The 23,380-nt window shown below is 52.3% G+C and carries 23 protein-coding genes; 12 read left to right on the forward strand and 11 right to left on the reverse strand.

The window, feature by feature from the left end; all coding sequences use genetic code 11:
• Position 1 precedes the first annotated feature (1 nt).
• From tssM to PMPD1_RS10305, 4 genes are all read right to left on the reverse strand, one after another.
• Entirely contained in the window at positions 2-2,110 is a 2,109-nt protein-coding gene (gene tssM, locus PMPD1_RS10290; protein ID WP_173633950.1) for a type VI secretion system membrane subunit TssM, read from the reverse strand.
• Positions 2,110-3,330 carry a type IVB secretion system protein IcmH/DotU gene (gene icmH / locus PMPD1_RS10295; RefSeq protein WP_173633951.1) on the reverse strand — a complete coding sequence of 407 codons (1,221 nt, stop codon included), beginning with the start codon at positions 3,328-3,330 and terminating at the stop codon, positions 2,110-2,112. Before icmH ends, tssM begins: the two co-directional genes overlap by 1 nt.
• A 352-nt stretch (positions 3,331-3,682) precedes the next feature.
• On the reverse strand, positions 3,683-4,084 hold the full coding sequence (locus tag PMPD1_RS10300) for an acyl-CoA thioesterase (RefSeq protein WP_173633952.1): 402 nt from the start codon (positions 4,082-4,084) through the stop codon (positions 3,683-3,685).
• A gap of 101 nt (positions 4,085-4,185) precedes the next feature.
• On the reverse strand, positions 4,186-4,731 hold the full coding sequence (locus PMPD1_RS10305; RefSeq protein ID WP_173633953.1) for a YbhB/YbcL family Raf kinase inhibitor-like protein: 546 nt from the start codon (positions 4,729-4,731) through the stop codon (positions 4,186-4,188).
• Positions 4,732-4,993: 262 nt separating this feature from the next.
• On the opposite strand from PMPD1_RS10305, the gene PMPD1_RS10310 reads away from it, so the two are divergent.
• Both PMPD1_RS10310 and PMPD1_RS10315 read left to right on the forward strand, forming a co-directional pair.
• Positions 4,994-6,391: a YchO/YchP family invasin gene (locus tag PMPD1_RS10310; protein ID WP_354292853.1), complete on the forward strand. Its 1,398-nt coding sequence runs from the start codon at positions 4,994-4,996 to the stop codon at positions 6,389-6,391.
• Positions 6,392-6,485: 94 nt separating this feature from the next.
• Positions 6,486-7,391 carry a bestrophin family protein gene (locus PMPD1_RS10315; protein WP_173636183.1) on the forward strand — a complete coding sequence of 302 codons (906 nt, stop codon included), beginning with the start codon at positions 6,486-6,488 and terminating at the stop codon, positions 7,389-7,391.
• 38 nt (positions 7,392-7,429) lie between these two features.
• Here the strand turns inward: PMPD1_RS10315 and PMPD1_RS10320 are convergent, their stop codons facing one another.
• Genes PMPD1_RS10320 through PMPD1_RS10330 form a run of 3 tightly spaced genes read right to left on the reverse strand, consistent with a single transcriptional unit; the run spans position 7,430 to position 10,033 of the window.
• Positions 7,430-7,588: a DUF2474 domain-containing protein gene (locus tag PMPD1_RS10320; RefSeq protein ID WP_173633955.1), complete on the reverse strand. Its 159-nt coding sequence runs from the start codon at positions 7,586-7,588 to the stop codon at positions 7,430-7,432.
• A 13-nt stretch (positions 7,589-7,601) separates the two neighbouring features.
• A complete protein-coding gene (gene cydB / locus PMPD1_RS10325; protein ID WP_173633956.1) occupies positions 7,602-8,612 on the reverse strand; it encodes a cytochrome d ubiquinol oxidase subunit II in 1,011 nt (336 codons plus the stop codon).
• Positions 8,612-10,033 carry a cytochrome ubiquinol oxidase subunit I gene (locus PMPD1_RS10330; protein WP_173633957.1) on the reverse strand — a complete coding sequence of 474 codons (1,422 nt, stop codon included), beginning with the start codon at positions 10,031-10,033 and terminating at the stop codon, positions 8,612-8,614. The genes cydB and PMPD1_RS10330 overlap by 1 nt, the downstream gene beginning before the upstream one ends.
• A gap of 512 nt (positions 10,034-10,545) precedes the next feature.
• Here PMPD1_RS10330 and PMPD1_RS10335 point away from each other — a divergent pair.
• The 9 genes from PMPD1_RS10335 (at position 10,546) to spy (ending at position 19,174) form a co-directional block, all read left to right on the forward strand.
• Entirely contained in the window at positions 10,546-11,766 is a 1,221-nt protein-coding gene (locus tag PMPD1_RS10335) for an aspartate aminotransferase family protein (RefSeq protein WP_173633958.1), read from the forward strand.
• Entirely contained in the window at positions 11,763-12,797 is a 1,035-nt protein-coding gene (gene astA, locus PMPD1_RS10340) for an arginine N-succinyltransferase (RefSeq protein WP_173633959.1), read from the forward strand. Before PMPD1_RS10335 ends, astA begins: the two co-directional genes overlap by 4 nt.
• The gene (gene astD, locus PMPD1_RS10345; RefSeq protein ID WP_173633960.1) at positions 12,794-14,263 is read left to right on the forward strand and encodes a succinylglutamate-semialdehyde dehydrogenase; all 1,470 of its coding nucleotides are present in this window, start codon (positions 12,794-12,796) and stop codon (positions 14,261-14,263) included. The genes astA and astD overlap by 4 nt, the downstream gene beginning before the upstream one ends.
• A complete protein-coding gene (gene astB, locus PMPD1_RS10350; RefSeq protein WP_173633961.1) occupies positions 14,260-15,588 on the forward strand; it encodes an N-succinylarginine dihydrolase in 1,329 nt (442 codons plus the stop codon). Before astD ends, astB begins: the two co-directional genes overlap by 4 nt.
• 89 nt (positions 15,589-15,677) lie before the next feature.
• Positions 15,678-16,673 carry a succinylglutamate desuccinylase gene (astE, locus tag PMPD1_RS10355; RefSeq protein WP_173633962.1) on the forward strand — a complete coding sequence of 332 codons (996 nt, stop codon included), beginning with the start codon at positions 15,678-15,680 and terminating at the stop codon, positions 16,671-16,673.
• Positions 16,674-16,767: 94 nt separating this feature from the next.
• Positions 16,768-17,403 (forward strand): hypothetical protein, encoded by a 636-nt coding sequence (locus PMPD1_RS10360; protein ID WP_173633963.1) that lies wholly within the window; start codon positions 16,768-16,770, stop codon positions 17,401-17,403.
• Entirely contained in the window at positions 17,375-17,593 is a 219-nt protein-coding gene (locus PMPD1_RS10365; RefSeq protein WP_173633964.1) for a hypothetical protein, read from the forward strand. The genes PMPD1_RS10360 and PMPD1_RS10365 overlap by 29 nt, the downstream gene beginning before the upstream one ends.
• A 210-nt stretch (positions 17,594-17,803) precedes the next feature.
• Positions 17,804-18,259, forward strand: a complete 456-nt coding sequence (locus PMPD1_RS10370; RefSeq protein ID WP_173633965.1) for a lysozyme inhibitor LprI family protein — start codon at positions 17,804-17,806, stop codon at positions 18,257-18,259.
• Between the two features lie 411 nt (positions 18,260-18,670).
• Positions 18,671-19,174, forward strand: coding sequence for an ATP-independent periplasmic protein-refolding chaperone Spy (gene spy / locus PMPD1_RS10375; RefSeq protein WP_173633966.1), 504 nt, complete (start codon positions 18,671-18,673; stop codon positions 19,172-19,174).
• A 112-nt stretch (positions 19,175-19,286) separates the two neighbouring features.
• On the opposite strand, the gene PMPD1_RS10380 is transcribed toward spy, so the two are convergent.
• From PMPD1_RS10380 to nadE, 3 genes are all read right to left on the reverse strand, one after another.
• The gene (locus PMPD1_RS10380; protein WP_173633967.1) at positions 19,287-20,210 is read right to left on the reverse strand and encodes an SDR family oxidoreductase; all 924 of its coding nucleotides are present in this window, start codon (positions 20,208-20,210) and stop codon (positions 19,287-19,289) included.
• Positions 20,211-20,310: 100 nt separating this feature from the next.
• A complete protein-coding gene (gene cho, locus PMPD1_RS10385) occupies positions 20,311-21,171 on the reverse strand; it encodes an excinuclease Cho (protein ID WP_173633968.1) in 861 nt (286 codons plus the stop codon).
• A 114-nt stretch (positions 21,172-21,285) separates the two neighbouring features.
• Positions 21,286-22,113, reverse strand: coding sequence for an NAD(+) synthase (gene nadE / locus PMPD1_RS10390; RefSeq protein WP_173633969.1), 828 nt, complete (start codon positions 22,111-22,113; stop codon positions 21,286-21,288).
• 298 nt (positions 22,114-22,411) lie between these two features.
• On the opposite strand from nadE, the gene osmE reads away from it, so the two are divergent.
• Complete coding sequence (osmE, locus tag PMPD1_RS10395; RefSeq protein ID WP_173633970.1) at positions 22,412-22,747, forward strand: osmotically-inducible lipoprotein OsmE; 336 nt, start codon at positions 22,412-22,414, stop codon at positions 22,745-22,747.
• A 72-nt stretch (positions 22,748-22,819) separates the two neighbouring features.
• Here osmE and PMPD1_RS10400 read toward each other — a convergent pair whose 3' ends face one another.
• Complete coding sequence (locus PMPD1_RS10400; protein ID WP_173633971.1) at positions 22,820-23,212, reverse strand: DUF6515 family protein; 393 nt, start codon at positions 23,210-23,212, stop codon at positions 22,820-22,822.
• Between the last annotated feature and the right edge of the window lie 168 nt (positions 23,213-23,380).

Raw genomic sequence — 23,380 nt, forward strand, 5'->3', positions numbered from 1 at the left:
ATTACGGTTTTCTGTGGTTCGTTGGCGGATAGGGCGTCAACGACGTCATCGCCAGCGGCGTGCTTTTACCGGATTGATTAAAACCACTCGCCAGCTTACGCATCATTAACGTGTTATCACGCGCGTAAGGTGAGGACTGTATTTGTCGATCCAGCAATTGACTCAGGTGCCAATCCAGTTGCTGTAAATCTTGGTTAGAAACCCCAGCGGGCAGGTTCCGCTGCAAACTTTGCATTACCCAACCGCGTAAGAACGCACCGTCATAATTGCGTGGCTGATACAGCATCTGATAGGCGCGCAACGCATTGCGGCTATACTCGCCATCGTTCCCACGATCGTGTCGTAGCGTGGCGGTAATTTGCTGTGCCACGCGCGGCAATAGTAGCGATTTTAGCGCGTTCTGATAAAGCACCCACGCGGCATCGCTGACCTGAGCGCCGCGATACAGCCCGGCACGCATACTCAAAGGCGGGTTTTCCAGCGCAAAGCCGGTCGGCTGCGGTAAGCCCACCAGGTTATTTAAAAAGGGTAGCAGATCGAAAATGGTTCCTGCGTTTTGGTGCATCAATTGCTGCCCTTGACGAGTAATAACCGGTATACGTGCTTCGACCTGCGTTAAATAGCGCTGATTTTGGTAATAACTCAGCAACCAGAAGCCTGATGCTATTGCCAACGCTGCCGCCAGCACCGTATAACCGCACCAGTGGAACAAACGGTTACGGTGTTCCCATGCGCGGTCGCTACCTGCCAACCCTTTTTCCTTAAAAATAAGGTCGGTCAGCAGGTTGTGAATAAAGAAACTTTGCCCTTTATTGGCCGGAATGGGTGCCGCGCGGTTAATGCTATCCCACGAGGCAATGGACTGCCCCTGGCCTTGCGGTAATTGCAGTTTACGCGTCAGTTCACCCATGATGCGATCAAATGGCAAGCCTTCCTGAGTACCGCTAGTAAAGAACAACCCACGCACCGACCAGGCGACATCGCTGCCGCGCGGCGAAAACACGCTATCCAGATACTCTGCTAACAGAGGGCGCAATGAGGCGAACTCTTGCGGGAACAGGAAACTGTCGGCGCGCTGAACCAAGTCGTTGGTTTGCGTCATTTTCCCTGCCAGCATTTGCGTGAGTTCAGCCGTTAGCAGGTGAAATTGTTGGTCAAAACGGGTATGGAGTTCAGGTACGCTGTTGCGATTGGGTTCCCAGGGAAAGGTAAATCCCCAGATTTTTTCGCGCTGAGCTTTATCTAACGCGCCGAAATAGCTCACAAAACCTTTCAAAAGATCGGTTTTGGTGACCATGACATACACCGGAAAGTGGATGCCGGTCTGTTGATGTAGCTCTTCCATCCGGCTGCGTAGCGCGCTGGCTTGGGCAAAACGCGCTTCCGCCGAGTCGCTAAGCAGGTCGGCAACACTGATGGTCATGATCACGCCGTTAATCGGCTGACGGGCGCGATAACGTTTGAGTAACCCAATGAAAGTATGCCATTCACTGGCATCACGCGCGCGTAGGCTCTCTTGCAAGGTATAACGCCCGGCGGTATCCAGTAACACCGCGCTGTCGGTAAACCACCAGTCGCAATGGCGCGTACCGCCTACGCCACGAATCGCATGATTGCTGTTGGCATCGGCCAGCGGAAATTGTAGGCCGGAATTCACCAATGCAGTGGTCTTACCGGCGCCCGGCGCGCCAACAATGATGTACCACGGCAGTTGATAGAGGTATTGCGTATTCCAGCGCTGTAGCCAATGGCCTTCCGGTTTGCGATAGAAATGCGCTTTTTTCAGCAATGTCGCCGCATCATTAAAACGTTGGGTCAGTAACGCTTCGGTGGCGACCTGTTCGGAGTAATCGCTGTGGCTGGTTTGCAGGTTATGCAGAAGCTGGCGATTAAACCAGGCGTTATACAAGCGTGGGATAAGTTGGAACAGGATCCAGAAAAAATAACACAAACCAATCAGCAGTTGGCGGTTAACCACCGGTTCCAGCGGGCGTTGTTGATCAACCGTCAACAACGGCCCCACCATCCAGATCAGGCTGGAAAGGGCAGTAATACCAATAAAGCCCCAAAACAGGCGGCTGGTAAACAGTGAAAACATCGGATGTCGCATCACCGTGATCCTTGTTCTGACGAACCGACCGGTTCAGGTGTGACAAAAAGCGTAATTTCCACCCGGCGATTACGGGCGCGGTTTTCCCGGCTGTCATTGGGTAACAACGGATCGCTATCGCCACGGCCTTCCGCTTTAATTTGATGGCCGGCGGATAATTGTTGGGTGAGTAACACGCTGATCGACTGGGCCTGTGCCAATGAATACTCATAGTTCGAAGCGAAGCGCCGGTCATTCAGTGGACGATCATCGGTATAGACCGAAACTAACACCGACCCTTTGACGTCATTCATCGCCGCTGCCACACGCATTAATAACGCGCGGCCCATAGCATTTAGCGCGGTTGCGTCATGATCGAACAGCTTGTCGGCTGGCAAAATCACCTTGCTACCGAATGCGCCATCGCTGACTTCGAGTTGCCCGGCGGCAATCACGTCGCCCAGCCGCTGGTGTAAGTTAAGCAGCGCTTGTGGCGTGGAAGCGCGGCGAGAAATGGAGACATGCGGTAAAGGCGTGTGGTAGATCTCGTGCAGTAGCGGTTCAGCGGCGTTACCGAGTCGCCAGTTTAGCCCGCTATAAATCATCCCGGCGAGGAAGGCCGTGACAGTTACGCATGCCCATAACGGAACCGGAGGACGCCAAAGAGGGTTAGTTTGTGGGCGGGCCTCAATGTGCTCGACCGACGGCGACGAAGTCGCGTGGCGGGTGTCGGCAATCAACTGTGCCAGCCGAGTGCGGATGGCGTCGCACTGTTGGCGTCCATTTTCCGCGCCACGATAGCGCCCCTCATAACCGAGTAGCAGGCAATAATGAACCACTTCCAACAGCCAAAGGTGTTGTTGCGGCGTCTGCGAAATCCGCGAGAGCAACTGGAAAAATTTCTCTCCGCCCCAGCTCTCATTATGGAAAGTAACCAGTAGGCCATTTCCCGACCAGATCCCACGGGTACCCCAAGGGGTTTGCGCCGCCGCTTCATCCAGCACGCTGCACAGGCAATAACGGGCGCCAATAATCATCTCGAACGCTAAGCCAGCCTGTTTGCTACGTTGCTCAAACTGGCGAATCTCTTCTACCAACTGGTGGCGCAAGCCCGCTGGGTCGTCATGGGTTGCCGCCAGACGAATTTGCACAATCGCATTCAGCAGTGGAGCGGCTGCCGCGAGGAGAAGATTATCTGTGCCCATCAGCGCCAGGTTACGGGCCGCGAGTTCTTGCGTCATTGCATCTCGTTAATCATGGCTGAACGTCTTTTCCCCCAATCAATTTAGGTGTGCGTTCCTCTTTCATTAGAGGCGCTAAATAATATCAACCAAATAATGATGCTAACGGTGCGAAACGTTTCGCCCGCGCGTCAGGATGAAAAATATGCTGTTTTACATCAACATAAAGTTGTGGTCAGTCTACCTGACACTTTTGAGAATTCAAGACATTGCATCACTCTGTTTATCATGATAGTAGCAGACGCGATAGGGCTCAATCGTAAAGCGGACGGGATTATAATTAAGGGAAAGGGGGGTGATGTCAGAGGGAAGCGCGTGACATCGTTGGCGTAACGATGTCACGTAAAGCCGGTCAGGCTTCGCTTTGTGCCGCTTCAATCACCGCAGAGAAGCTGTCCGGAATCGCCGGGCGACCATTAATCAGGCAGGTCGCGACAAAATCCGCCTCGGCATATACCGCGCCATCCTTGATAATCTTCTGGTTAAACACCACCCGGTTCTTTTTCTCATGGAAACCCGGAACGCAGGTCACCACAAAGGTATCGCCGCGTTGCAGGCTTTTTTTGAATTTAATCGTGTACTCCAGCAGCATATGAAATTTTCCTTCCGCTGCATCTTGCTGGAGATCAACGCCTGCCACCTCTTTCATGAAAGCATGACGAACGGTTTCCATATAGAACGGATAGTACAAACCATCTACTACATCCTGGAAATCAATATGCGCATCGTCAACGGTCATTGTCTGTGAATACATAATCACGTCCTGAAATTAAAACAGAGAACGCGCAACATACCATACTGTTACACAGAGTTGCGCGCGAATCGTCGGGCAGAGTTTTACAAAATGTAGCGAGATCAATTGCCAAAGCGACCAATCAAGCCCGCACCGCCGAGGGTGTGCCCCTTAAGTCGTTGCAAGAGCGCTTCGCGCGTTAACCCTTGTGGTAGCGCGTCAGCAGCCAATTCACTGGCGATTAAGGTAAAAACATAGTGGTGGGGGCCAGTACCGGCGGGTGGGCAAGGGCCATGATAACTCAGGGTGCCGGAGGAGTTCTTACCGCCGGTAAACCCTTTCCCTGCGCTCAGCGCGCCCTGTTCAAAATGCGTTTGCTGCGCGGAGATGTTGTAAGCCACCAGATGGGAAACGCCCAATCCTTTGGCGCCTTCCGGGTCGAAAACCAGCAGCGCAAAGCTTTTTGTCCCGTCTGGCACCGCTTGCCAGCTTAACGCCGGAGAGATATTTTCGCCGGTACAACTGGCATTACCGGGCGTCGAACCGGCAAACTTTTTATTCAACAAGGCATTGTCGGTGAAGTCTGGCGAGCGCAACGTAAAGACCTCCTGCGCCAGCAAAGGGAAGCTGGCGGCGAGCAGAGCGGCGCACAGCATGGCTTTTTTCATGCGGATTCTCCATTTCAGATAAGGCCGGATAAGTCTGGTCAATAATTCGACGCCTTGCCAGCGAAAACCAGGGTTACCGAGGAAAAAGCGACCGAACGGCACGTACCGACCTAAATTCGACTGCAAATATGTTAAGGTACGGGCTTACTTTTTTATGAGCCGTCCGGTCTCCGGTCATGAAACGGTGTAGCTAGCGATTATCACAACAGGTATGACAGTAAGAAGCAGGCACAAACAATGTTTATCTCGGGTTGCGCGGCTGGTGTTATCTGCGGCTTTGCTTAACCTGCCTGCGGCGAAGGCGCTCGAAACCGATGCCGCCGTGCCCGCGTACCCTTTTGCTAACCCCGCCCGTTTTACTGAGATGCAGAATCAATTGCCGTCGCTGAGTAGCGATGCGACTGATACCAGTGATTTTTCCACCCAACTGGCGACGATGGCGAAAAGCATCGGCGAAACCAGCATGCAAGATGAAAGCGAAGCCTCGCTGGGCCAACAGGCCAGTCTCTGGGCGTTTAACCATTTCCGTGACACGCTTGCCGAACGCGCGGTGGCGAAAGGGCAATCTCTGCTCTCCCCGTATGGCACCGCCAGCCTGTCGTTACAAGTCGACAGAGAGGGGAACTTTAACGGCAGCGGTGGGCAATTGTTGACCCCGTGGCAGGACAAATACCAATATCTGACCTTTTCTCAGGTAGGTTTTGCACAAACCAATGATGGATTGACCGGTAATTTCGGTCTGGGGCAACGCTGGATCGCCGGAAAATGGCTGCTGGGATATAACGGCTTTATCGACCGACTGTTTGACCAGGATTTACAACGTGCATCGGTTGGCACCGAAGCCTGGAGCGACTTTTTACGTTTTTCAGCGAATTACTACGCGCCGCTGAGTGGTTGGCGTAATCGTGGGTTAACGCAGCAAACGCGGTTGGCGCGTGGCTATGATATTACGACCAAAGGTTATTTACCTTTTTATCGCCAACTGGGGATGTCGGTAACCTATGAGCAATACCTCGGTGATAATGTTGATTTGTTCAATAATGGTACCGGCTACAGCAATCCGGCAGCGGTACAGGTTGGCGTCAATTACACGCCGGTGCCGCTGGTGACGTTCACCGCCTCACATAAAGAGGGGGAAGGCGGTCAATCGCAGGACCAGTTCGGCCTGACGCTTAATTACCGGCCTGGCGTGGCATTGAGCCAACAGCTTTCGGCGGATAATGTGGCTGAAGCCCTTTCATTGCGCGGTAGCCGCTACGATATTACCGAGCGAGACAACACGCCGGTGTTGGCATTCCGCCAGCGTAAAACGTTATCGGTATTCCTCGCCACGCCGCCATGGCAATTACAGGCGGGTGAGACCTTGCCGTTAAAACTCCAAATTCGCAGTACCTGGAAAATTACCCGCGTCAGTTGGCAGGGCGATACCCAAGCGCTGAGCCTGACGCCGCCGCCCAATAGCACTGACCCGCAAGGGTGGAGCATCATCATGCCGCAATGGGATAGCACGCCCGGCGCCAGCAATCAGTACCGCTTATCGGTGACGCTGGAAGATGAAAAGCAGCAACGTGTCACCTCGAATTGGATCACCCTGCAGTTATCGCCCCCGATGACGCTGCAAAACCCGCGAGCGAATACTTTTGACGTGATGGCGCCGTAGGGGCAACAGTGTGTGATTAATGTCACAAAAAAGCGCTTTGCAGCCGCCGCGCTTTTTGTCAGAATCGACAAAAAACACTAATCACCTGCCTATCATGATCATCCGTCCACCCCGTCACTGGTTTATCCGCCTGTTTGCCTGGCATGGCTCCGTCTTGCCCGATATTTTGTTTCGCCTGTTTCTCAACCTGTTGATGTCGATCGTCGCGGTTTACACTTTCGATTGGTACAAGACGTTGGGCATTAAGTTGACCCTGGCGCCGTTTAGTTTGTTAGGGATCGCGATTGCGGTGTTTCTTGGCTTTCGAAATAACGTTTGTTATGGCCGTTATACCGAAGCGCGGGTTCTATGGGGCAACCTGCTGATTGCCTGTCGCACCGTACAACGTCAAGTCATCGCCGTCTGCCCGCAAGAGCGGGAATCAATAATGCAGTTGTTGCTGGCTTTCTGCTACAGCCTGAAACACCAGTTGCGGGGCAGCGAAGCCACGGCCGATCTGACACGTTTACTGGGTGATGACGCGCAAAACATTCTGGCGCGTCGCACCCCCACCAATACGCTGGTGCTGCAATTGTCGCAGCGGCTGGCGGCGCGCCGCCAGGCGGGCGAACTATCTGAGATGGTGTACGTCAATCTCGATCAAAGCCTGAAGCAGCTTTCAGCGGTACAAGCCGGCTGTGAGCGCTTAGTCAGTACCCCGGTGCCTTTCGCTTATACGTTGCTATTGCACCGCACGGTATACCTGTTTTGTTGTTTACTGCCGTTTGCGCTGGTACCTGATTTGCATTATATGACGCCGCTGGTTTCAGTGCTGGTGAGCTACAGCTTTCTCTCGATCGATACGTTGGCGGAAGAGTTGGAGATGCCGTTTGGCCGCGAGGGTAACCATCTCCCGTTGGATGCGATTTGTCATAACATTGAGATCAATTTGCGCGAGATGAATGATGAAAACCCTCTGCCTGCCGATTTACGACCGGATGCCTGGTATCGGCTGACATAATTTGCGGGGCGCACCAAACGCCCCGCGAAGGAGATGACCTAATGCAGTTTCAGACCGGCGGCGGTCATTAAAAAGCGAAACACGCTGGCAATGGCGAACAGCGCGGCGACGCTGCCCAGCCAAATGATCGCCATCCATCCCAGCCGCTTCCACAGCGGCTGTTTTTCCGTTTTTTGCGTCATACGTTGAATTAGCATGGGCGACGCCCTCCTAGTGATAACCATGTTCTGGTTTAACTTTTCCACGGAATACGTAATAGCTCCAGAAGGTGTACACCAGAATAAACGGGATAATAAACAGCGCGCCAACCAGCATGAATCCCTGACTTTCCGGCGGTGAGGCTGCCGCGCGGAAGCTGATGTCTGGTGGGATCAGATTGGGCCAAATACTGATGCCTAACCCGCTAAAGCCAAGAAAAATCAGCGCTAATGTGAGGATAAACGGCGCGTAGTGTGCGTTAGGATCCCATGAGGTATGCCATAGCCCCCAAGCCACTAACAGAACCAGAATAGGTACCGGCAAAAAGAAAAACAGGTTTGGCAGTGTGAACCAGCGGTCGGCAATCGCGTGATGGCTGAGCGGCGTCCAGCAACTGACAATCGCCAGCATCACCAATAACGCCAGTAATAAAGGGCGCGCCAGTTTCCGCATGGTTTGCAGCAAATGACCTTCGGTTTTAATAATCAGCCAACTACAACCCAGCAAGGCATACGCCACTACTAAGCCTAGCCCGCAAAACAGGCTAAAAGGGCTGATCCAGTCAAAAACGCTGCCGACCCACTCACGCCCGCGCACTGGAAAACCATTCAGGAAGGCGCCGAGCACCACGCCTTGGGCAAAAGTGGCAATAAACGAACCGGCGATAAAGGATTTATCCCAGAACGGGCGATGCGCCGGGGTGGCTTTAAAACGAAACTCAAAGGCGACACCACGGAAAATAAGCCCGATCAACATAATGGTGAGTGGGATCGCCAATGCGTCCAGGATCACCGAATAGGCCAATGGAAAGGCGCCAAATAACCCCGCGCCGCCCATCACCAGCCAGGTTTCGTTACCATCCCAAACCGGCGCCACCGTGTTCATCATCACATCACGATCTTTCCCGTCGCGAACCATGGGATAGAGCAAGCCAATGCCAAGATCGAAGCCATCCATCACCACATACATCAGGATGCTGAAGACAATAATAATGAACCAGATAAGAGCAAGATCGATCCCCATTAGCGTGTCCTCTGCGTATTATCGTGGGCGTCATCGGCGGCGGAAAGCGGACGCGCTGGCGTGCGATGTTCTCCGGGGCCGCCTTCGGGAGCGTGTTCAACATAGGGTTGCGGCCCACGGGCGACCAGCTTGAGTAAATACATTAGCCCCACGCCAAACACGGAGCCGTACACCACAATAAATGCCAGCAAGCTTAATGACATGTGCAACGTACCGTGGGCGGAAACCGCATCGCGGGTGCGCAGCAATCCATATACTACCCAAGGCTGGCGGCCGATTTCGGTCGTGAACCAACCGGCGAGGATCGCCAGCAGACCCGACGGCCCCATGACTAATACAAAGCGATGAAACAGACGTTGGTCATAGAGACGGTGGCGGAAACGCAGCAGTAGGCTCCACAGTCCGGCGGCGATCATTAATAGGCCCAGCCCAACCATCACGCGGAATGACCAGAAAATCACCGTAGAATCAGGGCGATCCTGTGGTGGAAAACTTTTCAATGCCGGAATTTGGCGCGTTAGGCTATGGGTGAGGATCAAGCTGCCAAGATAGGGCACTTCCAGCGCATATTTGGTTTGCTGCGCGTGCATATCCGGCCAGCCAAACAAGATGAGCGGAGAAGGCTGGCCCGGAACATTGTCCCAGTGCCCCTCAATGGCGGCGATTTTTGCCGGTTGATGCTCAAGCGTGTTTAAACCGTGCGCATCGCCGATACCGGCCTGAATCGGGGCGACGATCAATGCCATCCACATCGCCATTGAGAACATATGCCGAACGGCAGGTGTTTTATTACCGCGTAGTAAATGCCAGGCGCTGGAAGCGCCAACAAAGAAAGCGGTGGCGAGGAAAGAGGCGGTGGCCATATGTAACAGTCGATACGGGAAGGAGGGGTTAAACACCACTTTGAACCAATCCACCGGCACTAACTGATTATTGACGATCTCATACCCTTGCGGCGTATGCATAAAACTGTTGGAGGCCAAGATCCAGAAGGTGGACATTAAGGTGCCGAGCGCCACCATACAGGTAGAAAAAAAGTGTAGCCCCGGACCGACCCGGTTCCAGCCAAACATCATGACGCCCAGAAAACCGGCTTCAAGGAAAAAGGCGGTGAGTACCTCATAGGTCAACAGCGGGCCGGTAATACTCCCGGCGAAGGCGGAAAATCCGCTCCAGTTAGTGCCGAATTGATAAGCCATTACCAGCCCCGACACCACGCCCATGCCGAAATTAACCGCAAAGACCTTCAACCAAAAATGGTAAAGATCGCGCCAGGTTTCGTTATGCGTTTTTAGCCACAGCCCTTCCAGCACCATTAAAAAACTAGCCAGTCCGATGGTAATTGCCGGAAAAATGATATGAAAAGAGACCGTGAACGCGAATTGAATCCTTGCCAGTTCGAATGCGTCTAAACCGAACATAGCCACCTCGATATTGTCATTGTGAAGCTTCCAAAAAAAGAACCGGTGTATCTGGCAGGTAAGCAGACATCACAAGTGTAGAAGAGGCTTTAGTGAAACACAGAAAATAAGACTATAACAGGCACAGTAAATTAAAATAAATCTATAACAGAAGAATCCTGCCACGCACTGGTTTGGTGCGTAAACGCCCGCTTCATGTGCAATACGGCGCTAAAAGTAAAACCAAATCCCACCGGCGATCACAAAAGCAATATTTTATTCCGCCATTGCATAATTGTGCTTTTTTATGTTCGGCAAATAAGGCTTTATCAGACATTTATTCACTTTTTATGCATTAAATGTGAATAAGGATAGGTGGTAACTCTTTGAAAATAGGTGATGGAGATCGATTTATGCATTTTTGCCTCTGGCTGGCACGATGTCTGCACTCTACAGTAGAGCTGCGATGATTCATTTCATTAACATAATTTAAACTTTTCATTCACCCCGCAAGGTGAATCAGTGAGGCCGCTATGCAACAGTCAGTTTCTCGTCAGGATTTTGATCAGTGGATGGTTCCTGTGTATTTACCGGCCAGTTTCGTCCCGGTTAGAGCGGAAGGCTCGACGCTGTGGGATCAAAATAATAAAGATTATATCGACTTTGCGGGCGGTATTGCGGTTAACGCGCTGGGCCACGCGCACCCGGATTTACAGCAGGCGCTGCAACAACAAGCCGCACGACTGTGGCATACCGGTAATGGTTATACCAATGAACCCATCTTACGTTTAGCGAAACAACTCATTGATGCGACCTTTGCAGAGCGGGTGTTCTTCTGTAACTCCGGCGCAGAGGCCAATGAGGCCGCGCTCAAACTGGCGCGTAAATATGCGCATGACCACGGTGGCCCGCAAAAAAGCGGGATTGTTGCCTTTAATAACGCGTTTCATGGCCGCACGCTGTTTACCGTTTCGGCTGGTGGACAGCCTGCTTATTCGAAAGATTTCGCCCCATTGCCCGGCGAGATCCAACACGCGGTGTTCAACGATCTGGAATCGGCGGCGGCGTTAATTAATGACCAAACCTGCGCGGTAATCGTCGAACCGATTCAGGGCGAAGGCGGAGTGGTTCCTGCTGAGCCTGCCTTTCTACGCGGATTACGCGAGCTATGCGATCGCCATAATGCACTGCTGATTTTTGATGAAGTGCAGACTGGCGTAGGCCGCACCGGTTCGTTGTATGCCTATATGCATTACGGCGTCACACCGGATGTGTTATCAACGGCGAAAGCGCTCGGCGGCGGCTTCCCGATTGGCGCGATGCTGACCACGGATAAATTCGCCGCATCGATGGGCGTCGGCACGCACGGCACCACCTATGGCGGTAACCCGCTGGCAGGCGCAGTGGCGGGTAAAGTTATGGAGTTAATCAACCGCTCGGATGTGATGGATGGCGTAGGTTTGCGTCACCGCTGGTTTATCGATGGGCTAAATGCCATCAACCAGCGTCTGCATCTGTTTAAAGAAATTCGCGGTTTAGGGCTACTGATTGGTTGCGTGCTGAATGAAGACTTTAGCGGCAAGGCGAAACAGTTCAACTTAGCGGCGGCGGAGCACGGGCTGATGGTGTTGATTGCCGGTGCGAATGTGGTGCGTTTCGCCCCTTCATTAGTGATTAGCGAGCAAGAAGTAAAAGAGGGGCTGGCGCGCTTTGAACGGGCATGCGAAGTGGTGGTGAGGGGTGCGCAGGTATGATGTTTATTCGTCCCATTGAACGTGACGATTTACCGCAACTGCTGGCGTTGGCGGGGAAAACCGGTGGCGGTATGACGTCACTCCCGGTTGACCATAACACGTTGTCGGCGCGTATCGAACGCTCAATCCAAACCTGGCAGGATGCCTTGCCGCGTGCGGAGCAGGGATATGTTTTTGTGCTGGCCGATGGTGACAGCGGAAAAGCGGTGGGGATTTGCGCTATTGAGGTTGCCGTGGGGCTACAAGACCCGTGGTACAACTTCCGCGTCGGCACGCAGGTTCATGCTTCGAAAGAGCTGAATGTCTATAACAATTTACCGATTCTTTCGCTGAGTAATGACCACACCGGTAGCAGTGAACTCTGTTCGCTGTTCCTCGACCCGGATTATCGCGACGGTAAGAACGGTTATCTGCTTTCGAAATCACGCTTCTTATTTATGGCGGCCTTCCGTTCGCGTTTTATGCAAAAAGTGGTGGCGGAAATGCGTGGCGTGAGTGATGAAAATGGTCGCTCACCATTTTGGGACAGTGTCGGTAGCCGCTTTTTTTCAATGGATTTCACGGAGGCGGATTTTCTGAGTGGCACCGGTCAAAAGGCGTTTATTGCCGAACTGATGCCGAAGCATCCGTTGTATATCGATTATTTGTCGCCTGAAGCGCAGGCGGTTATCGGGCAGGTTCATCCACATACCGCGCCGGCGCGTGCGGTACTGGAAGCGGAAGGTTTTCGCTATCAAAACTATATCGACATTTTCGACGGCGGGCCGACACTGGAGTGCGATATTGACCGAGTCCGTGCAATTCGTAAAAGCCGCTCCATTCCGGTTGAAGTCGGTGAGCCGGCGGGGGAAGAGCTGCCGCTCTGTCTGGTGAGTAACGATAATTACCACCATTTTCGCGTCATGTTACTGCCTGCCGACCCGCATGCGTCTACCTTAACGGTCAGTCCGGCCGTCGCTGAAATAATGAAATGCCAGGCGGGCGATCATCTCCGTGTGGTGAAACTCTGTGTTGAGGAGAAAAAAGCATGACGCACTGTATTAACGGCCAGTGGCTAGTCGGTCATGGCGAAGCGATAACCAAAACCGATCCGGTCGACGGTACGCTACTGTGGCAGGGGCAAGCGGCTGATGAAGCGCAAGTTGGCGCGGCCTGCGACGCGGCGCGTAATGCGTTTCCCGCCTGGGCCCGGCAGCCGTTTGCGGCGCGTCAGGCGCTGGTAGAGGCCTTCGCGGCGCGGTTGGAAGCCCAGAAAGTGGATCTGGCGGAGACTATCGCCCAGGAGACCGGTAAACCTCGTTGGGAAGCCTTAACTGAAGTACAGGCGATGATCAATAAAGCCGCGATTTCGGTCAAAGCCTGGCACAGCCGTACCGGTGAACAGCGTAGTGAAGAGAGCGCGTTGCGCCATCGGCCGCATGGTGTGATGGCCGTGTTTGGCCCTTATAACTTCCCCGGACATTTACCCAATGGGCATATTATTCCCGCGCTGTTGGCGGGGAATTGCGTGGTGTTTAAACCGAGCGAGCTGACGCCGCTAACTGCAGAAAAGACCGTGCAGATCTGGCTGGATGCCGGGCTGCCCGTCGGGGTGCTGAACTTGATTCAGGGCGGGCGCGCAACCGGTCAGGCGTTGTCGCACGCCACACAAATTGATGGCGTACTGTTTACCGGTAGTGCGAACACCGGGTATCAGCTACATCGCCAGTTCGCCGGGCAGCCAGAGAAAATGCTGGCGTTGGAGATGGGTGGCAATAATGCTCTGATTGTTGAAGACCCGGATGATATTGATGCGGCGGTGAACCTTGCTATTCAATCGGCATTTATTACCGCCGGGCAGCGTTGTACCTGCGCACGGCGTATGCTGGTGAAACGTGGCAAAGCGGGCGATGCGTTCCTCGCGCGGCTGGTCGAGGTGGCCGATAAATTACGCGTTGGCCGCTGGAATGATGAGCCCGCGCCTTTTATGGGCAGTGTCATTTCGCTTAGCGCGGCAGAACATATCTGGCAGGCGTGGCAACAACATGTTGACGCGGGCGCCACGGTATTGTTGCCGATGCGTTGGCCGCAGCGCGATAGTGCCATCCTGACGCCCGGTATTGTAGATGTTACGGCGCTGACCGCGGTGGCGGATGAAGAGGTGTTTGGCCCGCTATTAACCGTGATCCGCTACGATGACTACTCGCAAGCGATTGCCATCGCGAATCGCACGCGGTACGGGCTCTCTTGCGGGCTGATTTCACCGCAGCGCGAAAAGTTCGACCAGCTATTAATTGAGGCGCGCGCCGGGATTGTGAACTGGAATAAGCCATTAACCGGGGCTGCCAGCAATGCGCCGTTTGGCGGTATTGGCGCTTCAGGGAATCATCGTGCCAGTGCATGGTATGCGGCGGATTACTGCGCCTGGCCGATGGCCTCGCTGACCAGCGCGGATCTGACACTACCGGCGACGTTATCGCCAGGGTTGGATTTTTCATCACCCGGAGAGTCGATATGAAAGCCCGTGAAGTCAATTTTGATGGATTAGTGGGCTTAACGCATCACTACGCCGGTTTGTCTTTCGGCAATGAAGCCTCTACCCGCAACCAGCATCAGCTCTCCAACCCGAAACTGGCGGCGAAGCAGGGGCTGCTAAAAATGAAAGCGCTGGCGGATTTAGGTTTCGCGCAAGGCATTATTCCGCCCCATGAGCGGCCCAATATTGCCGCGCTGCGGCAACTCGGTTTTAGCGGGAGTGATGCGCAGGTGTTAGCCAGCGCCGCGAAGCATGCGCCGCAGTTACTTTCGGCGGCGAGCTCCGCTTCGGCGATGTGGGTTGCGAACGCCGCGACAGTAGCGCCTTCGGCCGATAGCGCTGATGGCAAGGTGCACTTCACCGTCGCCAATCTCAATAATAAATTCCATCGCGCGATGGAGGCGCCGACCACGGCGGCATTATTGCGGGCGATATTTGGTGATAAAGCGCGCTTCACTGTGCATGATGCGCTACCGCAGGTGGCGTTATTTGGCGATGAAGGCGCGGCTAACCATAACCGTTTTGGCGCTGATTATGGCGAGCCGGGCGTGCAGCTTTTTGTTTATGGTCGTGAAGAGGCGGCAGCCGGGCGAATACCGAGCCGCTATCCGGCACGGCAAACGCGCGAAGCCAGTGAGGCGGTGGCGCGTTTGCATCAACTTGATCCTACGCGCACACTGTTTGCTCAGCAAAACCCGCATGTGATTGACCAGGGTGTGTTTCATAATGATGTAATTGCGGTCAGTAACCAACAGGTTCTGTTTTGCCACCAGCATGCTTTTTTAAATCAACCGGAGGTGTTGGCGGCACTGCGCGAAAAGGTGCGCGGCTTTACCACGATTGAGGTTCCAGAGGCCCGCGTTTCGGTCAGTGATGCGGTCACCACCTATTTGTTTAATAGCCAGTTACTGAGCCGTGATGATGGCAAGATGCTATTAGTGTTGCCAGAAGAGGCGCGTCGTCATCCCGGCGTGTGGCAATATCTGTGTGAACAGGTGGAGAGCGACAGTCCGATTAGCGAGCTAAAGGTGTTCGATCTGCGTGAAAGTATGTGTAATGGCGGCGGTCCGGCCTGTCTGCGCCTACGCGTAGCGTTGACGGCGCAAGAACAAGCGGCAGTGAACCCGGCGGTAATGATGAATGATACGCTATTCGCCGCCTTGAACCGTTGGGTTGATCGTTACTATCGCGACCGCCTGTCGCAGGCCGATCTTGCCGACCCTCAGTTGTTACAAGAAGGGCGCGAAGCGCTGGATGAACTGACGCGTCTGCTAAACTTAGGCAATGTTTATTCATTCCAGCACTAGCCACGGATGTTTTTTACCCGGCGACGGCGAGCATTATTGGCCGTCGTCGCGACAAGGAGGAATGATCCATCGAAGGAGTAGAGACAACAATGCGGGATTTTTTGCAGCAAACCCTGGACGGTAATCGCCCGGTAATATCGTCTGGTCGGAATACACACTTGAGTTGGCAATGGCACGACGACGGCATTCTGGAACTGACGCCGCATCAAAGCACCAGCATGGCGCTGGTGGTGTCGGCGGGCATTCATGGTAATGAAACCGCGCCGGTCGAAATACTCAATGCGCTAACCACTTCTTTACTCAATGGTGAAAAGCCATTGATGCCGCGTTTATTACTTATCTTAGGTAACCCGCCCGCGCTACGTGCCGGCAAGCGTTATGTACGTTGCGACGTTAACCGCCTGTTTGGCGGGCGCTGGCAGCAGTATGAAGACACCTCCGAAGCGCGCCGCGCCTGGCGTCTTGAGCAGGCGATGGAAAACTTTTATCAGGCCGGGAATAACGAAGAGGTGCGTTGGCATCTCGATCTGCATACCGCCATTCGCGGTTCTTATCATCCACGTTTCGGCGTATTGCCACTGAACCAACGTCCGTGGCCGGAGGATTTTTTAGGCTGGATGGCCGCTGCGGGTCTGGAGGCGTTGGTTTTCCACCGCGCGCCGGGCGGCACATTTACGCATTATAGCTGTGAGCATTTTGGTGCCTTGAGTTGTACCCTTGAGCTCGGTAAAGCGCAGCCCTTTGGGGAAAATGATTTAACGCAATTTTCCGCCGCGCGTAATGCGCTGGCCGCGTTGCTGTTTGGCGAGCCGTTGCCGGAAAGCGGTGAAACCCCACGTCGCTATCGCGTTTCACAACAAATTACCCGTACCAACGAGCATTTCACGCTGCATATGAGCGCGGAAACGCTCAACTTTACCGCTTTTCCCCAGGGGACATTATTGGCGGAAGCGGGTGATAAGCGTTATTACGTGCAGCAGGCACGTGAATATGTGCTGTTTCCCAATCCGAACGTGGCGCCCGGATTGCGCGCGGGTTTAATGCTGGTGGAGGATAATCAGCACAATGAAGTGGCGGGAAATTAACCCGCTGTTAGTTGAGTGGCTAATTACAGCGCATCAGGAAGATGCTAAGTTAGCCATTCAATGATGGAGAGTTTATCATTACTAAAGGGATTTTATGGATTCTAAGCAAATAGCATTAGGGATTTTGGATGGTATAACATCTGTCGGTGTAGGTTTTTATGATGGTGTGATAAGAACGGCGCAAGGAAGTGGCTTAGCAGGCTCGCGTCTTAAACAGCGTAATGCGTATGAAACCGAGCGATTTATGCGCATTATCAAATCAACTGCTAATCGACAAGAACCGATCCGCAATTTAATCACGATTATTGTCACTGATTTTTATTCAAAAATTACTCCTGAAGGGCGAGAAGCCATAAATAGCCAAATCGGATATGGGGTAGGGAGGATTAGTGCCAGAACCGGTTCTCAGTTTGTTTTGGCTCAATTTATCGCACAATCATTATTAACGAGAATGGTAACGGCAGAAGCCTATAAACGGTTTATCCGCGTCGGATCTTCATTCACTCTAAACGTGCTAATGCTACAAGGCCTGGTCGAAGAGGCAGCCAAGGCTTCAAGGCGTATGCAAGAGCACTATCCACAGACTTATATGAAAGTGTCTCGCATGAATTTAGATATGGTTTATTTTCTTGTTGAAAAACCGCTTCAACCTTATCTGGTTTATATCAATAGCCATCCTATGTTTTGTAAAAGGGTAGATAATGAACTCTGTAAGAGCATTGTTCGCTAAATTTTGCCGTTTTATTGGCTTTCAAACGGCAAGCTTAGTTGAAGGCATTGCTACCGGATTATGCTCCTTTGCTGCCTTCTTTAGTTTATTTTTACTTGATGGGTGGTGGAAGATTCTGGGGTTTATTGGTTTTTTTTTACTGGCATATGGTATGGCATCGCTACTTGATCGTTTTAAGCGGGAAGAGTGAGCGTGGGGAGAACGCAATTATTAATCGAGCCTGTCAGTAATTCTGTGTAACTGCCCACTCGTTAAAGATGATCAATCAGGCGGTCACCGAACTCGATAATAAAACGGTTCATTGCCAGTTATCTAAAAACCGATCCGGCCCAAGTCAGCTCATACGGAAGAAATAAACTGAGGCTACGATATATTAATGGTGTGTAAAAAAACGGGTCTGATGACCATGCTGATCTTACTCGCGGGCAGTGCCCTGGCCAGTGAGCCTGGTAATTTACTCACGGGCCCGGAAATGGCATCTTGCCAGAAAAAAGAGACCTCAAACGGGAAAGGCTTTGCCGATTATGTTTCTTGCATGCAGGAACAGGAACAGAAAACATCCGTGATGGTAGAGGGTGCCTATAAGAAGTTACTTTCTATAACTCAGTCTGATGAATGGCTTCTCCCAAACGTAGATTACAGTGATGTCACATCGCCCATCGTAACGGAAAATAAAAATAATCTGACAGAAGACCAGCGGTTATGGATAAAGCATAAAAGTCTTTTTTGTGGTGTGTCATCCTCTCAGACAAGCTCATCTGCCCCGATGCATGCGATATACCTACTTCAGTGTAAAGTTAATTTAAATAAAAACAGGCTTAAAGAATTCGATGCTGTTTTTAAACAACTACAGTGATTGAAGGCAATATTTAACACTGAGTAGTAATAGGTAGCCGTCACAGGAGAACGAGCTCCAGACGGTTTCCATTATTTTTATCATACGTTGCATCCCATCTCCTGGCGGACAAATTTCAATACATGCGATGGTTTAAATTTTGTATAAACTAATTGTCATGATTTTCTTTCCATAATTCTGTGTAAAGCGTTACACTCCTCCATAATTCCTGCGAAAACCCCCTGTTATTCATCTCTTTTTGCAATTTCTTGCGCGAATCTTCGCATTCTCTCCATGATTGCCGCTATTTTGTCTTTTATGCTTTCAGGGCTTTACTCACTCTCATGAGTAATTGACGTTCGGTACCGTAAACTTGATTTCGAACTCGCGGCACAGACTGTCGCCATTAAACTGAAAAGTAAGGACAACATTATGCGTAAATTAACTTCTCTGTTTGTTGCTACGACACTGGCTCTGGGCGCGGCTAATATCGTTCACGCGGCGGCCGATAGCCTGACCCCGCCACCGGCGGATAAAGCGCCCCAAACCCATCGCATGATGCATCACGGCATGTACGGTATGCACGGCATGTTCCAGGGTCTGAACCTGACGGATGCGCAGAAGCAGCAGATGCGTACCATTATGAAAGACGCACACAAAGAGATGAAGCGTCCGTCGCTGGAAGAGCGCCGCGCTAATCATGAGATAATTGCTTCCGACACCTTTGATAAGGCGAAAGCGGAAGAGCAGGCGGCGAAACTGACCGCTAATGCGAAGGAGAACGCGGTGGCGATGATGGAAACACAAAACAAACTGTACAACGTGTTGACTGCGGATCAGAAGAAACAGTACAACGCCAATTTTGAGAAACGTCTGACAGAAAAGCCGATGCACCACGGTAAGATGATGACACCAGCATCATCATCAGCACAGTAAACGCGTTGGTTTATACCTAAATAGTTTGAAACCGCCGGCGTTGCCCACATTGCCTTTTAGGTCGTGGTCAGCGTCGGCGGTTTTATATTAAACGGCGTCAGTGAAGTGTCGGTTAAAACACGCCAGAGCCGCCATCTGAACACCAAACCTGGCCAGAGGTGAAACTGCTTTCCGCCGCGGCCAGCGTAACATATAGCGAGGCGATTTCAGCCGGTTGTCCTGGCCGACCCAACGGCGCGTCTTCACCAAACTTAACCACTTTCTCCATTGGCTGCCCGCCGCTAGATTGTAATGGCGTCCAGTAAGGCCCGGGCGCGACGGCATTTACGCGAATACCTTTTTCCGCTACCTGCTTAGCTAAGCCTTTAGTAAAGGCGATAATCGCCGCTTTGGTGGGCGCGTAATCCAGTAAAATTGGGCTCGGTTTTCCTGCCTGTACCGATGAGGTGTTAATAATGGCCGCGCCGGGGGGCAGGTGTGACATCGCGGCTTTGGTAATCCAAAACATCGCGTAGACGTTGGTTTTAAACGTTTTATCAAATGATTCACTACTCAGTTCGGCAAGTGATTCGGCAAATTGTTGGCGCCCGGCGTTATTGACCAGGATATCTACTCCACCTAGCTTTGACACCGCGTCGCTGACTAATTGCTGACAAAAAGCTTCGTCCGTAATATCCCCAGGCAGGGCGATCGCCTTACGCCCTTCGGCGCTAATCAGCGCAATCACTTCTTGCGCATCGGATTCTTCTTCCGGTAGATAATTAATTGCCACATCGGCGCCTTCACGCGCATAAGCGATGGCGACGGCACGTCCAATACCGGAGTCGCCGCCGGTAATTAACGCCTTGCGCCCTGCTAATCGCCCACTACCACGGTAGCTTTTTTCACCGTGATCGGGGAGTGGAACCATTTTACTTGCCAGGCCTGGCGGGTCTTGCGGTTGACGTTCAAAAGGGGGGCGCGGATAAACTTCGCGCGGATCTTTTCCAGTTAACGGAGAGGTGGCAACAAACGACTGCGAGTTATTTTGAGACATAGTTTCTCCTCTAACCTGATAAGTCGGGTACCGCGAATGTGGCACGCAACATGAGTAGTTAAAGGTAGACGTTAACGGTGGGATATGCGAAGCGGCACACTCAAAGCGGAATGATTGGATACTTTCCGCCAATCATCAGGCGGCACAGAATTTTATAACCATCGTTATCGAAACCGCCGGGCGCGCGCGTTAATGCCTGCGCATCCTTAATGTCATTAACCGAACCAAGATAAAACCAGTTATCGATAACATGGATTTGTTCCCCACCGGGGCCGCGCTCAACCAGCCCGACCGCGCCTTGCCACGGCCAGCATTGAACGCGCACCTGTTCTAACGCGGCGATGAGGCGATGCTGGTGCGCTTCAACGGGCTCTTTACCGCAGCAGGCGCCGGCACAACGCCCAAGGCTTGCGCGAAAGCAGGCGCGATCCTTACCGACAGTTTCCAGCCCCAGTAATCCATAACATAACTGCTGCTGGTCAGCGATTTTTCGTAGTGCCTCAAGCGCCGCACGCCGATGGGCAAACAGGCCGAACAGGTTAGGTGAGCGGGAAAAGTCGAGTTCTTTGGCATACACCACCGCAGGTTTGCCCGCATTAATCCATAACGAACAGAGTTGGCGATTACGCCGTAGCCGTTTGTTAAATAGCGGCTGCCGGGTTTTAATCATCTGCGCCTCAAGTAACAACGCGCCCAGCTCACCTGCGGTGGTGTGCCAGCTAATATGGCGCGTTAAATGCAGCATTTTTGCTTCTTCAGGCGTGCGAAAATGAGACATTACCCGCGTGCGTAAATTGACGCTCTTGCCAATATACAGCGGCATAACGTCGCTCTCGCCATGAAAAATATACACGCCGGGCAGGGCAGGCAAATCGGACAGAAAGGGGCGTAGATGCTCTGGATAACGATAAATTGCCGCCGTCTCAAAATTCAGGCGCCAGGGGGAAACCGGTTTAACCACATGTTACTCCGCATACTGTGTATAAAACCAGTATAGCAGCAGGCAATGAGATGGGATAGTGCAGTTCAGAGAGAATAAATGTAGGGGCCTTGCTGCGACCCCTTTATTTTCGGACTATTTTTTCCAGAAATCATCAAAGACGGTAATCGGCGGACGACGCTTATGCTCAGTCTTTAGATACCAGCCTTCAATAATTTTAGCGCTTCCCTCATCGATTTTCTGCCCTTCCAGATAGGCATCAATCATGGCATAGGTGACGCCAAGCGCCACCTCATCCTGCAGGCCGGGGCGGTCATCTTCCAGGTCGGCGGTTGGGTGTTTCAGATATAAATGTTCCGGGCAACCCAGCGCTTTTAACAGCATTTTTCCCTGACCTTTATGCAGACGGAAAATTGGGTTGATGTCAGTACCGCCATCACCGTATTTGGTGAAGAAACCGGTGATGGCTTCTGCCGCATGGTCAGTACCGACCACCACGCCTGCTGTCATACCGGCGATGCTGTATTGCGCTTTCATCCGTTCACGCGCTTTTTCATTGCCACGAACGTAGTCGGAAAGCGTAATACCCGCCTCTTTTAAGGCCTGCTCACTGGCTAATACCGCCGATTTAATATTTACCGTTAGCACGCGATCCGGCTGGATAAAGGTAATGGCATCCTGACAATCTTGCTCATCGGCCTGCACGCCGTAGGGTAAGCGCACGGCGATAAACTGATAATCTTGTTGGCCGGTTTCAGCGCGTAACTCGCTAATCGCGGTTTGACACAATTTACCGGTTAACGTCGAGTCCTGGCCACCGCTAATGCCCAGCACCAGGCTTTTGATAAAGGGATGGGTTTTCAAATAGGATTTCAGAAAGTCAACGCTGGTACGAATCTCCTGCCCGGCCTCGATGACCGGTTTCACGCCAAGCGCGGCAATAATTTCCTGTTGCAGTGCCATATACCTCTCCTCAAAGTCAGTCGCCAGATGGCTAATTGCGAAATCACTGTGGGTTAAGCTAACGCGCATCCAGCGAAACGACAAGATGCAATCTGTCTGGTTGGTGGCAAATGCTGTTAAATCAGACGGCCTCGGCATTGAGGCGGGGGAAGAGAACGCTGTGCCTGGCGCAGGCGAATAACAGCGGCATACATCGGCGCAGTCTGAAAGCGCGCATTAATCTGCGCCATAAATTTGATAAATCAGCAATTATATTCCAGGCTTATAGTCACATGGACAATAAATGAGGAACAATAAGATGACAAAAGTAACAGGGTTTATTGGTGCTGCTGTGGCTTTGGCTGTGTTATCTGGCTGTTCGGCTTACAATCAAGCCGAGAGCTATGTAACCAAGCCGGTCGTTAAAGACGTAAAGAAAGGGATGACGCGTGAGCAAGTCCGTGAAATTGCCGGACCGCCATCAACGGAAATTACGATGGTGCATGCCCGCGGTACTTGCCAAACGTATGTTATTGGCGAAAGTCAGGGTAAACAACAAACTTACTTCGTAAGTTATGGTGATACCGGGCGGGTAATGAACTATGGCTTCCAGAGCTGTAAAGATTACGATACCGATCCACAGGTTAATCAATAACCTTTTCATCGGAACAGGAAACAAGAAACGGCCTCGCGAGGCCGTTTTTTTATGCCATTTGATTCGCTACCACTACAATCCATACGGACGCGGGATTTCGACATATTGCCCGGAAATATCGCGCCGGTAATAGTGCCCATCCTGGACATAGTAGCGCTGCCCATTGTAATCCAGCGTGCGCATTCCACCGCTGACCACTACGGGTTCGGTAGGCGGCTGTACAACCACATAAGTGTCCCCGCGGCGCTGGTAATAGTTACCGTTCAGCAAGTAGTAAGTTAAGCCGCCAATCAACACGGCAGTGGCAGCGGTAGGTAAAAAGCGGAAAGGGGCCGGTCTGCCCCAATAGTGGCCGCCCCAGCCGCCATGATGCCAGCCGGGACCATAGCCGTAGCCAGGATGTGCGGATGCCGCCAGCGGAGCGATCAACGAGAACGCGAGCAGGGATGCAATGACTTTTTTCATGATTAATTCTCCTGGTGTGACTGACACCAGCATTCCTCTGACGCCGGGAAAACTCAAGCATAACCGTGTGGATTTTGCGCTTACTTACAGCACTTAACGATTCCTTTACCCGGTGGAGAAATTGTGGAGAGTTAGTGCAGAAAAAACGGGCGAAAGCGCGCTTCGCCC

It is taken from the genome of Paramixta manurensis (assembly GCF_013285385.1).
Taxonomy (GTDB): domain Bacteria; phylum Pseudomonadota; class Gammaproteobacteria; order Enterobacterales; family Enterobacteriaceae; genus Paramixta; species Paramixta manurensis.

Bases quoted from the DNA above. Each gene is read 5' to 3' on its own strand.
- tssM (WP_173633950.1), bottom strand. From the start codon at position 2,110: ATGCGACATCCGATGTTTTCACTGTTTACCAGCCGCCTGTTTTGGGGC.
- icmH (WP_173633951.1), bottom strand. From the start codon at position 3,330: ATGACGCAAGAACTCGCGGCCCGTAACCTGGCGCTGATGGGCACAGAT.
- PMPD1_RS10300 (WP_173633952.1), bottom strand. From the start codon at position 4,084: ATGTATTCACAGACAATGACCGTTGACGATGCGCATATTGATTTCCAG.
- PMPD1_RS10305 (WP_173633953.1), bottom strand. From the start codon at position 4,731: ATGAAAAAAGCCATGCTGTGCGCCGCTCTGCTCGCCGCCAGCTTCCCT.
- PMPD1_RS10315 (WP_173636183.1), top strand. From the start codon at position 6,486: ATGATCATCCGTCCACCCCGTCACTGGTTTATCCGCCTGTTTGCCTGG.
- PMPD1_RS10320 (WP_173633955.1), bottom strand. From the start codon at position 7,588: ATGCTAATTCAACGTATGACGCAAAAAACGGAAAAACAGCCGCTGTGG.
- cydB (WP_173633956.1), bottom strand. From the start codon at position 8,612: ATGGGGATCGATCTTGCTCTTATCTGGTTCATTATTATTGTCTTCAGC.
- PMPD1_RS10330 (WP_173633957.1), bottom strand. From the start codon at position 10,033: ATGTTCGGTTTAGACGCATTCGAACTGGCAAGGATTCAATTCGCGTTC.
- PMPD1_RS10335 (WP_173633958.1), top strand. From the start codon at position 10,546: ATGCAACAGTCAGTTTCTCGTCAGGATTTTGATCAGTGGATGGTTCCT.
- astA (WP_173633959.1), top strand. From the start codon at position 11,763: ATGATGTTTATTCGTCCCATTGAACGTGACGATTTACCGCAACTGCTG.
- astD (WP_173633960.1), top strand. From the start codon at position 12,794: ATGACGCACTGTATTAACGGCCAGTGGCTAGTCGGTCATGGCGAAGCG.
- astB (WP_173633961.1), top strand. From the start codon at position 14,260: ATGAAAGCCCGTGAAGTCAATTTTGATGGATTAGTGGGCTTAACGCAT.
- astE (WP_173633962.1), top strand. From the start codon at position 15,678: ATGCGGGATTTTTTGCAGCAAACCCTGGACGGTAATCGCCCGGTAATA.
- PMPD1_RS10360 (WP_173633963.1), top strand. From the start codon at position 16,768: ATGGATTCTAAGCAAATAGCATTAGGGATTTTGGATGGTATAACATCT.
- PMPD1_RS10365 (WP_173633964.1), top strand. From the start codon at position 17,375: ATGAACTCTGTAAGAGCATTGTTCGCTAAATTTTGCCGTTTTATTGGC.
- PMPD1_RS10370 (WP_173633965.1), top strand. From the start codon at position 17,804: ATGACCATGCTGATCTTACTCGCGGGCAGTGCCCTGGCCAGTGAGCCT.
- spy (WP_173633966.1), top strand. From the start codon at position 18,671: ATGCGTAAATTAACTTCTCTGTTTGTTGCTACGACACTGGCTCTGGGC.
- PMPD1_RS10380 (WP_173633967.1), bottom strand. From the start codon at position 20,210: ATGTCTCAAAATAACTCGCAGTCGTTTGTTGCCACCTCTCCGTTAACT.
- nadE (WP_173633969.1), bottom strand. From the start codon at position 22,113: ATGGCACTGCAACAGGAAATTATTGCCGCGCTTGGCGTGAAACCGGTC.
- osmE (WP_173633970.1), top strand. From the start codon at position 22,412: ATGACAAAAGTAACAGGGTTTATTGGTGCTGCTGTGGCTTTGGCTGTG.
- PMPD1_RS10400 (WP_173633971.1), bottom strand. From the start codon at position 23,212: ATGAAAAAAGTCATTGCATCCCTGCTCGCGTTCTCGTTGATCGCTCCG.